Here is a 12,478-nt window from a genome sequence, read left to right on the forward strand (position 1 = left end):
TCAAGCCCTTTGCGGCTTCAATTTCTTTGTGTCCTTTCGACAATTCGTTTACAATAGAGAAGGAATTTCGATTCCGTAAAGCATCACTACATAAGGGATATACATCCCTCACATACATTAATGGAGGAATGACCATGCTGTTTGTTGATAACCAGGGCATTACAGATCCTTCTGTAAACCTCGCCATTGAGGAATACATTCTGAAGCATTTGCCGATGGATGACAGTTACTTGCTGTTTTACATCAACCGCCCGTCCATTATTATCGGAAAACACCAGAATACCATTGAAGAGATCAACATTGAGTATGTTCAGGATAACGGTGTTCAAGTCGTACGTCGTCTTTCGGGAGGCGGAGCCGTTTATCACGATCTGGGCAACCTCAATTTCAGCTTTATTACCAAAGATGACGGACAATCCTTCCATAACTTCCGCAAATTCACGCAGCCTGTGGTGGAGGCCCTGCAAGAGCTCGGAGTTAATGCCGAACTGACGGGACGTAACGATCTGCAAGTCGGAGAAAAGAAAATTTCGGGCAACGCCCAATTCTCTACGCGTGGCCGCATGTTCAGTCACGGTACATTGATGTTTAACCTGAACCTCGACCACGTCCAGGCTTCACTCAACGTTAATCCAGAGAAGTTCAAGTCCAAGAGCACCAAATCCGTGCGCTCTCGTGTAGCGAATATTCGTGATTTGATTGACAGCAATCTGACCATTGAACAATTCCGGGACGAGCTGCTCCGCCATATTTTCCGTATGGAGCCACAAGATGTTCCTCAATATGAACTCACAGAGAAAGACTGGGACAAGATCAACGAAATCTCTGCTGAGCGTTATAACAATTGGGACTGGAACTACGGGCTTTCCCCGGAAAGCAATGTGAAGCATACACGTAAATTCCCTGTCGGCATCATTGATCTGCGCATGAATATCAAAGATGGACGGATTGAAGATATCAAAATCTTTGGTGATTTCTTCGGCGTAGGCGATGTAGCAGATATTGAAGATATGCTGCGTGGCAAGCGTTACGAGGAATCTGAGGTGCGTACTGCGCTTGAGGGTCTGGATGTAAAACATTACTTCGGTAACCTGGAGCTGGAGGACTTTATTGGCCTCATTTTCCTTGAAGAATAAAATTTAGATGTGAGTATAATTTTAGAACGAATTCCAGAATTACACGTTAACGGAGAAGGCAGAATCAATCTGAAGAAGCGAAGCGTTCGCCTTTATCCCCGGATTTTCCCTCTGGGGAATGGATTCAATGAAATCCGGGGATAACAGCGATCGAAAGATGAATCTGCAGTCGGAGTGGTCTCGTGTAATGCTTATCTATTCGTTCGTTGTTATAGATACAGATAAAAAAGGAGAGAAACACAGATGACCTACAAATTAATCGCAATTGACATTGATGATACCCTGATCAACGATAACAAGGAAGTAACGCCTGCAACACAGACTGCCCTGGAACAAGCGGTAGCTCATGGTGTCGTTGTAACACTGGCAACCGGACGTGCCTATGCTTCTGCACAAGCACTCGCTCGCCAAACGAAGCTGAACGTGCCAATCATTACGTATCAAGGCGCTTTGGTGAAAAACTTGCTGGACGAAAAAGTACTCTATGAGCGCTACGTTCCACAGGACGCTTCCCGCAAATTGTACGACTACTGCCTGGAGCATAATTTGCACCTGCAAACGTACATTGACGACAAGCTGTATGCCCGTGAAGAAAACGACAAGCTGCGTGACTACGCCAAACTGAATGGTACTCAGTACCACATTGAACCGGATTTCATCAAAGTGATCGAGCAAAAAACACCGAAACTGCTCATCATCGATGAGCCGGATTACTTGGATGAGGTTGCGGTTGCCCTGCGCGAACTGCTCGGATCAGAAGTACACATCACCAAGTCCAAGCCATACTTCCTTGAAATTATGCACCGCGAAGGAACGAAAGGCCATGCACTAACCTTCCTGGCAGAACACTTCGGTCACCAATTGAGCGAGTGCATTGCCATCGGGGATTCCTGGAATGACCATGAGATGCTGGAAGTTGCTGGTCTTGGTGTAGCGATGGGAAATGCGATCCCTGCTCTGAAAGAGCTGGCAGATTACATTACCGCGAGCAATAACGAAGACGGCGTGAAGCAAGTGATTGAGAAGTTTGTACTGAACGCAGAGTAAGCTTTTAAGAGGTCGAGTCCATATAAAACATGTTATTTCAAGATACAATGAAACAGCCCTGCACGGTGATGAATCGCTTGTGCAGGGCTGTTTCTGTAATAAAACTGTTAATTATTCTATTTTGCCATACTTCTCGTCAAATTCACGATTCCGCTCACTGATCTCCTTCATTACTCTCCCTTTGGATAAATCGGCCAATGGCCTAGGAAGCAGGAGTGTTACTCCTATAATGAATAAAAGAATGGCCAAGATAAGTCCAATGATGCCACCCGTTTCAAAAGTGGCTTGCAGATAACGGCCCCATTGATTGAACCAGATCGTTACGTCCGGTAAATGAATAATGGTCCCAATATGGATCATGCCATAGAGCACGATTCCCGCAAACAATAAAACAGCACCGATCCCCTGTCTATTCAAATGGATTACTCGCCTCATTCCTGCGTAAAATATATATTCCCTATTTTACCATGGATTTGGAAGTCTGACCCAATGAAGTTGTACGTTTTCCCTTTTTAAGCCACCCCATCACTTTCTCATTCATCGCCAGCAAACCTGAAACGATCAGCGCAACGCCTAACCATGTAATCCAGATCACATGTTCATTGTAGAGAACCGCCCCAAGTCCGACCGCAATCGGAGGAGAAATGTATAACCAGGTCGCCGGGAATAACGGGTTGGTACGAGACATGATCCAGTAGAACAAGCTGTGCCCGACCATCGAACCGATTACCGTCAGATAGATCAGGGATGATATCGCTGGCATCCAATCCAGTCCAGTAGTGTTCCACGATTCGGTCACCGCCGAAAGCGCGGATAACAGCAAACCTCCGTACATCATTTGAACCGCATTGATTGCTACAGGACTAGCCTCCTTAAACTGGTTAATGACCTTTTTGGAGTACAACGCACCTGCCGAATAACAGACTTCACCCACCAATACAGCAATACAGCCCCATAACCACAGTGAATTACCACCAATGGATACACCAGGCAATACAACGAGGATAACTCCGGCAAAACCAATTAGGCATCCCGCAATCATGCGTGCAGACGTTTTTTGACGCAACAACGCTGTCTGCATCACCATAATCATCAGTGGACCTGTTGCTGACAGAATCGCGCCAACACCCGAGCTCACATATTGTTCAGCCCAATACAAGGTCGCAAACGTACCAAATGTCAGTCCAGCCCCCGTCAAGAGCATCTCTTTCCGCCATAATAAAGACAGGTTCACTTTCCCTTTCATCCACATCCATGCAAACATTAGAGCACCTGCAATGATAAAGCGCAGTCCGGCCGACAGAAAAGGTGGCATGCCTGCCTCCACGCCAATTTTAATCGCTAGAAACGTTGTTCCAAAAATAAGACACATTACGGTAAATGCTACTGCAACCATGCTAGCCCCTCCTTCATCTGTTCTCCATCATATAGCACTGTCTACAGAACAGAATGAATAAAACAGAACAGTTAGTTCCCGTTTGCTGTTACAATGGAGTTCAAAAGGAGCGTGAGCCGGGTGGGCAAAGCCATGTTGATGACAGATAACAGCTTGAAACTATATGAGCAAGTGGTACATTATCTGGTTGTACGGATCGAGGCCGGAGAGTGGAAAGAGCATGAGAAGCTGCCGTCCGTGCGGAGCCTGTCCGAGCTGCTCGGTGTACATCGTCTCACCGTTTTTAAGGCCTATCAGGAATTAAAGGAACGCGGGAACGTTTACGTCAAGGATAAGTCCGGTTATTATGTCAGTCCTGCTGACCCTTCTCCCGTGACCGATCAGGCCGATGACCCGGCCGTGTCTGCCTGGCTGCATTGGGATTCACTTGCCCGCGTGCAATCCCTGGAGGCGGAGTACCAATTTTCCAAGTCATTGATCGACCCCGCCCTGCTACCCAACCGATATTGGGGAGAATTGATGCGGGATTTACTGGATCTTTACCCTCGTTTGCTTGGCACATACTCCACTATTCAGGGAGATCTGGAGCTACGTAGTGCCCTGGCAAGCCATCTGACGACAAAGGAACGTTTCTACATCTCGGCAGATGAAGTGCTGATTACTTCAGGTGCACAGCAGGCCATTGATGTAATCTCCCGAAGTCTCGTCAGACCCGGTGACCGTGTGCTCATGGAGAGGCCAACGTACGGCCCTGCGATGGAAATTTTTCGCAAACAGGGTGCCAAGTTAATTTTTACGGATATTCATCCTGATGGCTACGATTTAGAACAGATTGAACGCCTGATGAAGCAGGAAAAGCCAAGAGTATTTTATATGACGCCGACCTTCCAAAACCCCACGGGCATCAATATTCCGACTGAGCAGCGCAAACAACTGCCTGAATTGGCGGAACAGTACGGATGTTTTCTGGTGGAAGACGACAGCACCTATGATATCTATTTCAAGGAAAAACCTCCTGCGCCAATCTTCACATACGATACTACAGGGCATACACTCTATATTCGCAGCTATAGCAAATATGTCGTGCCGGGTCTGCGGATTGCCGCCATTATGTGCCGCCCCCGATTCATGCCAGGATTACAGGCCGTAAAAGCACTGACAGATAACGGATCACCTCTGCTGAATCAGAAGCTGTTCCTTCGTTATTTCCAGTCCCCACGCATGCACCAGCACTTGTCCAAGCTGCGTACCGCCATTCAACTGCGGATGGAATTAATGGAACAGTGCCTTCAACAAACCAATTGGACGTGGACTCGTCCTGAGGGTGGACTCAACATCTGGGCGGAGCTTCCGGAAGGTGTAGATACGGGGCGCTTGCTTCACCGATGCATGGAGCATTCCGTCGCTTTTGTGCCGGGAACGGTATTCGATCCTTCCGATGCGAACGCCAGTCGCAAGCTGCGTCTCTCCTTCTCCTATGCTCACGAGCAGCAAATCCGAGAAGGCATGAGCAGACTCATTGCGTTGGCTGAAAATACGTGATGATACGTTTGCAAAATCTGCATTTGCAGATTAACGACAGCTTGTCTGGCAGGTCACAAATTTTAAATCTTCTGTAACACAAAAAGTCGCCGTTTGGCGACTTTACTTTTTGGGCTGCTGTTCTGCTGTTCTCGACTGGCAAAGTAAGTTTTAAAGTTTTTTTATTGAAATTCTTCTTCATCCATCCTATAGATCTTTCCTTGCAAACAGTCGGACCGTTACAAAATAGGAGACAATGAACAACAGAAGAATGCAAACTGAAATAAAAACATAAACCGAAGCACGACCCATTCCGTTCTCGCCTGCCATATATAAGAGCGAGGCGACAGGTTGCGCTAAAATAATAAGAACGATCATGAAAACCGTATTAATTATTCCCGCTCCCTTTTTACTAAGGGCGTAAAAAAGAGGCATATAGATCGAAATTAAAACCAGCACCATTCCAATCGAAATCAGGATGTCCAGTACCGAAAAGTCGGGCTTGTTCAGTTCGGGAAAAAGAAAGTTAACCAGCCAGTGAGCGCCTGACGAAGCGAAAACTCCAAAAAGCGTATAGAGAACGGCAGACAGATACTTTGCTTGCACAATGTTTCTGCGACTAAGCGGGAGCGTGACAAGAAATTTATGATTATGGTTTTTGATATCAATCATGGTTGCAAGCATAATCGAGCCAAAAGCGGTATAGATCCCTACAAAATACATCGACATTTCCACTGTCGGGATAAATGCGACACTGAATACAACAAAATAAAAAAGGATGGACCATAGCGAGCTTTTCAAAGCGATATAATCTTTGCGAAGCAAGTTAAGCATGATGCTTTTCCCCCTTGGCCGTAAAATAGATAAGGTCTTCGAGGGAGGGTCTATGTAAAAGAGCATAATTGCCAAATAATCGTTCTGCCTCCGCCTTGTTATCTGCTAAGCCTTCAAAACCAACCGCTGTCTCACGGATTCCGACGAATTGTCCTCGCGTGTCCGCATCCAGCAGCTTCATGTCCCCCTTTACTATCGTGTACCTTTCAAGCACATCATCCTTTGCTTCATTAAACACAATCTTTCCTTTATTAATGAATGTAATATAATCTGCTATACGCTCCAAATCCGTCGTGATATGAGTCGAGAAAATAATGGATCGAGTTTCGTCCTGTATCATATCTGCAAGCAGGTCAAGCAGTTCTCTCCGAAACACAGGATCAAGCCCGGATGTAGGCTCATCCATGATGAGTAGCTCAGCATCGTGAGATAAAGCGATAGCCAGTGAAAATTTTATTTTCATGCCTTTGGACAGTTCTTCAATCTTCTTTTTGGGAGACAATTCGAATTGCTCCAGGTAGTTGTTAAATTGCTTTTCATCCCATTTCTTATAAAAAGGAGCAATCATGCTTTTCATTTCACGGATCGTAAGATGCTCATAATAGAAACATTCATCTGAAACAATACCAATGCGTTCTTTAACGTTAACTTCCTGAGCAGGCATCTCTTTTCCCAATGTTTTGATGCTCCCAGAGTCCGGATGAATCAAGCCGGTGATCAGGTTGATCAGTGTGCTTTTCCCCGCCCCATTCGGGCCGATAAGTCCGGTAATATAACCTTGTTTTACATCCAAAGTGATCTGATCCAGCTTGAATAAGGGGTACGTTTTGGATAGGTTGCGCAACTCAATTGCGTTCATCATGCTTCTTCCTCCTCAACTAGCAACGTAAAATGCTTAACTACATCTTGAACACTCATGCCCAGTTCCTTGCTCTCACGAAGGATATCGAGCATTTTATCTTCGATTCGTTTCAGCCGCTGTTCCCGAATAAACTCCTGATTGGCCCCGGAAACAAAGGAGCCTTTGCCTACGACAGAATCAATCAGTTTCTCTTTCTCAAGTTCTTCATAGACACGTTTGGTAGTAATTACACTGACCTGCAGATCCTTTGCAAGTTGACGGATGGAGGGGAGACTCTCCCCTGCAACCAGTTCCCCGCTTAAAATGCTCTGTCTAATCTGGGTTAGAATCTGCATGTAGATGGGATCGCTTGATGCGTTTGATATTAGTATGTTCATGTTCTCTCACCTCACTGGTTTCAATCCAGCCCATGTATAGTGTATATATATAATATATACACTATACATGGGCTGAGTCAATAATCATTCAATTTTTTCCCAATACAGACAAAACAGCAAAGTAGCCCGAAAAGTCGAATGACCTCCCGGGCTACTTTGTTGTTCATTTTCCTTGTTTTTTTAGTCGTGTTTCTTGGCACGTATGGTACCTTTTTTTCTTACGTACTGGAAATCACCTTATCCACAAGACCATACTCGACGGCTTCCGCAGCGGTCAGGAAATAATCTCTGTCTGTATCCTTTTCAATCCGCTCCATCGGCTGTCCCGTATGATCGGCAAGCAGCTTATTGAGGCGCTGACGGTGCTGGATAATCCGGTTGGCATGAATCAGCATATCCGAGGCCTGCCCCCGCGTTCCGCCAAGCGGCTGGTGAATCATGATTTCGCTGTTTGGCAACGCCAGCCGTTTCCCTTTTGTCCCACCAACCAGCAGGATCGTACCGAAGCTGGCTGCCATGCCTGTGCAGATCGTGGAAATGTCAGGTTTCACGAATTGCATCGTGTCATAGATGGAGAATCCGGCAGTCACGGAACCACCAGGACTGTTGATATACATTTGAATATCCTTCTCCGGGTCCTCTGCGGTCAGAAACAACAACTGGGCCACGATCGCATTGGCCATCTGATCCTCAATTTCCCCGGATACCATAATGATCCGATCTTTCAGCAAACGGGAATAAATATCATAGCTCCGCTCTCCGCGGGCTGTCTGTTCAACAACATAAGGTACCACGTTCATGCATTTTGCCTCCCCGGTTTACGCAACCATGGTGACCGTATATCCTCCCCCATACGACATTGAACTCATACCGGAGCTTGAATAACTGTACATCACTGGCTGCATCGATTGAGACGGCAGAGTCTGCTGCAAAATCGTTCCCGCCACAGCCATCGGATCATCGGTCTGATTCAGGCATAGATCAATTAAACGGGCTGTATCACCGCTGCGGAACGCCAGTAAATAACTGCGCAGTTCCTCCCGATTTTGCTGATGTTCCTCCAATCGATTCGTCTGATCAGAATCCGTTTCGTTCAGGCTGTGCCTCACTTTCGCCAGAGCAGAGCGGGCACGACTTAGGGCAGCTTTGACCGCCCCTTCCGTCGTATCCAACAGTTCAGCAGTCTCTACCGTCGTGTATCCCATCAAATCACGTAACATATATATCGCTCGCTGCCACGGTGGCAGTTCATCCACAAGGATTTGAACAGCGGACTCGACTTCCTCGAATCGCTCTTCTTCCTCAAATTCCTGCATAAATGGCTTCATGCTTTCCAATTTGCTTGCCAAGTTCTCACGCTTCCGTATGGCGTCAATCCAGGTGTTGCGTGCAACACGGATAAGATAGGCTTCCCAGTTCATGTCCTCTGTCATTCCCGTTCTTCGGGTAGCTGAAAAGGATAATGCTTTAACACATGTATCCTGAACCAGATCCTCCGTCTCCCAGACTGAACCAGTCAATGACATGCAATAGGCGTACAACGAGCCCAGCAGGCTCGGAAGCGCAGCTTCAATCGTTTGCTCTAACGTATATCCGGTTTGAACACCGGAATGGCTATATGGTGCAACCTGTTTATCATTATGTGGTCTGTTGATTCTGCAATCCACGGACTTCACAAAGGCCATGTTTGGGGCCCCCCTTTGTTGGTTCCTGATTGATCTTGCTTCAATTCACTTGCTGTAATTGCCTTACACTATGTAAACGAAGAACCTCCGGCAAAGGATACGCTCTTCTGAATTTATTTTTAGCATTGTTGTCCTATTCTCCCAGCTTCACCTTCAGACCGGTAAGTGCCAGCGTAATCCCCTGATCCAGATCATAATTCTGGCGCACATCGACGTCGTGAGACATATGTGTAAAATAGGTCTGACCCGGTTTTAAATCCTGCAACAGCTCCTGCGCCTCAACCATATCGTACACCGAGCGTGTGGAGAATTCCGCAAGTTCATGAACAAAGCTCGTTCCAAGTACCAGCAGATCGAGCCCGTATAGCGGCTGCTTCTCCGCAGCTTTCAGATCAATGGCATCCGAGCAATACGCCCAGGTGTATCCTTCACGTTCCAATCGATACGCATACGAATAGCCATTATGACCGTGGCAAACTTTCCAGGAGTGCACCTTCCACCCACCGAGTTCGATATCCGCATCCGTTTCCAGAAAATTCATATGACGACCGAGCCATGGAAATTGACTTTGGATGGTCGCGATCACCTCCCGTGGTGCATACAACTGCCCTTTTACACCCAACCATCGACACGCATCTGCCCATTCGGGCAAGCCTCCAATATGATCAAAATGCGCATGAGTGATCAGCAGCGTCTGCACCATCCGCATCCCCTGGTCTTCCATCTGTGATCTCCAGTCCGGTCCGCAGTCAATCATGAAAGGTTCGTGCTCGCCATCACTATGAATCAAAACAGCAGCACGTTTGCGGCGATTGATCCCCGTAAGTCGGGCTTCTGTGCAAACGTCACAATCACAATACACCCGCGGAACACCCATCGCATCCCCGGTTCCCAGAAATGTTAGCTGATTCATTATGAAAGTCCCCTCTCTATCCCGGAAGCAATGCATCCAAATTTATGTTCCATCCGATTAATGATATGTAAATTGTAATCTCCCACCTCTATTTTTGCAAAAAAAAAAGACCATCCCGCCGCAGTTATTCACTGCAAACGGGACAGTCTGTTGTTTCACTAAACCAACGCCCGCAGCTTCAACGTCAGCTCTTGGCCCTCAGGTACATCTTTGGATTCTGTAATCACCCAGTTTGATGCAAGGCGTTTTGCCAGCACATCTGCCTGCTCCGGTTTTAATTTCAACCCGGTCACGATGCCTTCACCAACAGTGAAGTCTTTCTCTGGCTGTAATCCGAAGGACTTCTCCAAATAGATCCCCAGACCACCACGAGTGTTAAAGGTAATCCGGTAGCCGTCTTTAACCGCGCCTTCCAGATTCTCGCCATGCTCATCCGCATAAGAGAAAAGATCATCATATCTGTAGTGCTCCTCAGACACGGCATCAAAAGCAGCCACATCTTTGGCCTGTATCGCTTCCAACAAAGATGCATCCGACATGCCTTTGCTACGAGCCTGTTCCAGCCGAATGGCTGTATTTTGGGACAACTTAAACTCAGCACTCATCCAACTCACACCTTCCTGTCACTATATATCGTTATTCCATGATATTCCTAATCCATTATATCCTGTCTCGATAGCCGGATACAAAGTGTCCTGGTGAAACTTCCATCCACTCCGGTTCTTCATCCCGTCCCCGAGCGGATGGGTCGGTATCCCCACTGTAGATCGGTGGCATAACGTTCCGTACCGTTGGATCAGGTACAGGAATTGCTGCCAGCAATGCCTGGGTATACGGATGTACCGGATTACGGTACAGTTCTTCTGTTGGTGCCACTTCCACCAGCTTACCGCGATACATCACACCGATTCGATTGGAGATGTGGCGTACCATCGACAAATCATGGGCAATGAACAAATAGGTCAGTCCCAGCTCTGCCTGCAAATCTTCAAGCATATTGACCACCTGTGCCTGTACGGACACATCCAGAGCGGACAACGGCTCATCACACAAAATGAACTCCGGGTTCACCGACAATGCACGGGCAATGCTAATCCGCTGACGCTGCCCCCCACTGAATTCATGTGGATAACGCTCCGCGTGCTCTGGCTTCAGGCCCACACGGTTCATTAGGTCAAGCGCACGCCCCTTCATCTCTGCTTTTGAAGCATAATTATGAATTTCCATGGGTTCACTAATAATCTGCAGGACATTCATGCCCGGATTTAGTGAAGAATAGGGGTCCTGAAAAATCGTCTGCATTCGTTTGCGAAAAGGCTTCAACTGGCGTTCATTCATTTTCGCAACGTCCTGTCCGCCAAACATAATGCTTCCGTCCGTCACATCATAGAGTCTCACGATGCTGCGTCCAGTCGTTGATTTGCCACAGCCGGATTCACCAACCAGTCCAAATGTTTCTCCCTTGTGAATATGAAAACTGACGTTATCCACGGCTTTCACGACGTCTTTGCCTTTGCCAGCACCACGTACCGGAAAATGTTTTTTCAAACCACGCACGTCCAGCAGTACTTCACGCTGATCGATTCCTGTACTCATTTCTCCACCTCCTCTGACGATGCTCCTGTTTGTACTTGTTGTTGTTCCCGACCTTGATCGTCCAGCAACCAGCATAGCGCTCGATGACCGGGTGCAGTCTCGGTATACGCAGGCATCTGTTTGCATACTTCCATGGCGTGTGGGCAACGTTCCATAAATGGACATCCGGTTGGCGGATGAAGCAGATTGGGCGGTGTACCTTCAATGGTTGCCAGCCGCTGGCGTCCACCTTCCTCGCCATGCTTCGGAATGGAGCGCAGCAATCCCTGAGTATATGGATGCTGGGGATGAGCGAAAATACGCTCCACTGGCCCCTCTTCCATAATGAGTCCACCGTACATCACAATCACTCGGGTACAGACCTGAGCAACGACACCAAGGTCATGCGTAATCATCAGAATGGATGTTTGCGTGGAATCTTTCAGTTCCTGCATCAGCTGTAAAATCTGTGCCTGAATGGTCACATCCAGCGCTGTCGTCGGTTCATCCGCGATCAATAACTCCGGCTTACAGGACAGAGCCATGGCGATCATTACCCGCTGTCTCATGCCTCCGCTGAACTCGTGTGGATATTGGTCAATCCGTTCTTCCGGAGAAGGAATGCCCACTTGCCGCAGCAACTCAATCGCTTCCTTGCGTGCAGCCGACTTGTCCATTTTCCGGTGACGACGAATGACCTCTGTCATCTGTTTGCCTACACGAACCACTGGATTAAGTGATGTCATCGGGTCCTGGAAAATCATCGAGATGCGGTTGCCCCGGATTTTGCGCAGCTCCTTGTCCGACTTGGTCAGCAGATCCTCTCCACGGAACAGAATCTGACCATCCGTAATCCGGCCCGGCGACTGGATCAGCCGAATCAGCGAACGGGCGGTAACACTTTTGCCACTTCCGGATTCGCCGACCAGCCCAACCACTTCGCCTTCTTTTAACGTAAAACTCACACCCCGGACGGACTGTACCTGACCTTCCCGAGTTGCAAAGGACGTTTTCAGTTGTTTGACCGATAATAAATCTGTCATTGTATTCACCCCGCTGTGTAAGTTCAACCAAAGAATATTTACACTAGCCACTCCAAAGACAGAACAACCTTCCGATCGCTGTTATCCCC

Annotated in this window: 14 protein-coding genes; 3 read left to right on the plus strand and 11 right to left on the minus strand. The window is 47.5% G+C overall.

The genetic code is table 11. The annotated features are described in order from the left end of the window. Positions 1-134: 134 nt before the first annotated feature. Both lplA and A6049_RS09300 read left to right on the plus strand, forming a co-directional pair. Positions 135-1,136, plus strand: coding sequence for a lipoate--protein ligase (gene lplA, locus A6049_RS09295; RefSeq protein WP_063564381.1), 1,002 nt, complete (start codon positions 135-137; stop codon positions 1,134-1,136). 243 nt (positions 1,137-1,379) lie between these two features. Further along, positions 1,380-2,183 carry a Cof-type HAD-IIB family hydrolase gene (locus A6049_RS09300; protein ID WP_063564382.1) on the plus strand — a complete coding sequence of 268 codons (804 nt, stop codon included), beginning with the start codon at positions 1,380-1,382 and terminating at the stop codon, positions 2,181-2,183. A 111-nt stretch (positions 2,184-2,294) separates the two neighbouring features. Here the strand turns inward: A6049_RS09300 and A6049_RS09305 are convergent, their stop codons facing one another. Together A6049_RS09305 and A6049_RS09310 are read right to left on the minus strand one after the other, a co-directional pair. Then, complete coding sequence (locus tag A6049_RS09305) at positions 2,295-2,600, minus strand: hypothetical protein (RefSeq protein WP_063564383.1); 306 nt, start codon at positions 2,598-2,600, stop codon at positions 2,295-2,297. Between the two features lie 40 nt (positions 2,601-2,640). After that, positions 2,641-3,579 carry a DMT family transporter gene (locus A6049_RS09310; protein ID WP_063564384.1) on the minus strand — a complete coding sequence of 313 codons (939 nt, stop codon included), beginning with the start codon at positions 3,577-3,579 and terminating at the stop codon, positions 2,641-2,643. Positions 3,580-3,699: 120 nt separating this feature from the next. On the opposite strand from A6049_RS09310, the gene A6049_RS09315 reads away from it, so the two are divergent. Then, on the plus strand, positions 3,700-5,121 hold the full coding sequence (locus A6049_RS09315; RefSeq protein ID WP_240321360.1) for an aminotransferase-like domain-containing protein: 1,422 nt from the start codon (positions 3,700-3,702) through the stop codon (positions 5,119-5,121). Positions 5,122-5,307: 186 nt separating this feature from the next. Here the strand turns inward: A6049_RS09315 and A6049_RS09320 are convergent, their stop codons facing one another. The 9 genes from A6049_RS09320 to A6049_RS09360 all read right to left on the minus strand — a co-directional run bounded on the left by A6049_RS09320 (position 5,308) and on the right by A6049_RS09360 (position 12,389). Beyond that, positions 5,308-5,934 (minus strand): ABC-2 transporter permease, encoded by a 627-nt coding sequence (locus A6049_RS09320; protein WP_063564386.1) that lies wholly within the window; start codon positions 5,932-5,934, stop codon positions 5,308-5,310. Beyond that, positions 5,927-6,793, minus strand: a complete 867-nt coding sequence (locus A6049_RS09325) for an ABC transporter ATP-binding protein (protein ID WP_063564627.1) — start codon at positions 6,791-6,793, stop codon at positions 5,927-5,929. The genes A6049_RS09320 and A6049_RS09325 overlap by 8 nt, the downstream gene beginning before the upstream one ends. Further along, positions 6,793-7,173, minus strand: coding sequence for a GntR family transcriptional regulator (locus tag A6049_RS09330; RefSeq protein WP_063564387.1), 381 nt, complete (start codon positions 7,171-7,173; stop codon positions 6,793-6,795). The genes A6049_RS09325 and A6049_RS09330 overlap by 1 nt, the downstream gene beginning before the upstream one ends. Before the next feature lie 218 nt (positions 7,174-7,391). Further along, a complete protein-coding gene (clpP, locus tag A6049_RS09335) occupies positions 7,392-7,973 on the minus strand; it encodes an ATP-dependent Clp endopeptidase proteolytic subunit ClpP (RefSeq protein WP_062326868.1) in 582 nt (193 codons plus the stop codon). Between the two features lie 18 nt (positions 7,974-7,991). Next, the gene (locus tag A6049_RS09340) at positions 7,992-8,858 is read right to left on the minus strand and encodes an RNA polymerase sigma factor (protein ID WP_063564388.1); all 867 of its coding nucleotides are present in this window, start codon (positions 8,856-8,858) and stop codon (positions 7,992-7,994) included. Between the two features lie 133 nt (positions 8,859-8,991). Further along, entirely contained in the window at positions 8,992-9,771 is a 780-nt protein-coding gene (locus A6049_RS09345; RefSeq protein ID WP_063564389.1) for an MBL fold metallo-hydrolase, read from the minus strand. A gap of 158 nt (positions 9,772-9,929) precedes the next feature. Continuing rightward, positions 9,930-10,376, minus strand: a complete 447-nt coding sequence (locus A6049_RS09350; RefSeq protein WP_063564390.1) for a hypothetical protein — start codon at positions 10,374-10,376, stop codon at positions 9,930-9,932. 55 nt (positions 10,377-10,431) lie between these two features. Further along, positions 10,432-11,367, minus strand: a complete 936-nt coding sequence (locus A6049_RS09355; protein WP_063564391.1) for an ABC transporter ATP-binding protein — start codon at positions 11,365-11,367, stop codon at positions 10,432-10,434. After that, on the minus strand, positions 11,364-12,389 hold the full coding sequence (locus tag A6049_RS09360) for an ABC transporter ATP-binding protein (RefSeq protein ID WP_063564392.1): 1,026 nt from the start codon (positions 12,387-12,389) through the stop codon (positions 11,364-11,366). The genes A6049_RS09355 and A6049_RS09360 overlap by 4 nt, the downstream gene beginning before the upstream one ends. Between the last annotated feature and the right edge of the window lie 89 nt (positions 12,390-12,478).

Source organism: Paenibacillus sp. O199, from assembly GCF_001636635.1.
Classification (GTDB): Bacteria; Bacillota; Bacilli; order Paenibacillales; family Paenibacillaceae; genus Paenibacillus; species Paenibacillus marchantiae.

Excerpts from the sequence above, each read along its gene's own strand:
- A6049_RS09300 (WP_063564382.1), top strand. The coding sequence starts at position 1,380 with ATGACCTACAAATTAATCGCAATTGACATTGATGATACCCTGATCAAC.
- clpP (WP_062326868.1), bottom strand. The coding sequence starts at position 7,973 with ATGAACGTGGTACCTTATGTTGTTGAACAGACAGCCCGCGGAGAGCGG.
- A6049_RS09360 (WP_063564392.1), bottom strand. The coding sequence starts at position 12,389 with ATGACAGATTTATTATCGGTCAAACAACTGAAAACGTCCTTTGCAACT.
- A6049_RS09345 (WP_063564389.1), bottom strand. The coding sequence starts at position 9,771 with ATGAATCAGCTAACATTTCTGGGAACCGGGGATGCGATGGGTGTTCCG.
- A6049_RS09355 (WP_063564391.1), bottom strand. The coding sequence starts at position 11,367 with ATGAGTACAGGAATCGATCAGCGTGAAGTACTGCTGGACGTGCGTGGT.
- A6049_RS09310 (WP_063564384.1), bottom strand. The coding sequence starts at position 3,579 with ATGGTTGCAGTAGCATTTACCGTAATGTGTCTTATTTTTGGAACAACG.
- A6049_RS09320 (WP_063564386.1), bottom strand. The coding sequence starts at position 5,934 with ATGCTTAACTTGCTTCGCAAAGATTATATCGCTTTGAAAAGCTCGCTA.
- A6049_RS09330 (WP_063564387.1), bottom strand. The coding sequence starts at position 7,173 with ATGAACATACTAATATCAAACGCATCAAGCGATCCCATCTACATGCAG.
- lplA (WP_063564381.1), top strand. The coding sequence starts at position 135 with ATGCTGTTTGTTGATAACCAGGGCATTACAGATCCTTCTGTAAACCTC.
- A6049_RS09325 (WP_063564627.1), bottom strand. The coding sequence starts at position 6,793 with ATGAACGCAATTGAGTTGCGCAACCTATCCAAAACGTACCCCTTATTC.
- A6049_RS09350 (WP_063564390.1), bottom strand. The coding sequence starts at position 10,376 with ATGAGTGCTGAGTTTAAGTTGTCCCAAAATACAGCCATTCGGCTGGAA.
- A6049_RS09340 (WP_063564388.1), bottom strand. The coding sequence starts at position 8,858 with ATGGCCTTTGTGAAGTCCGTGGATTGCAGAATCAACAGACCACATAAT.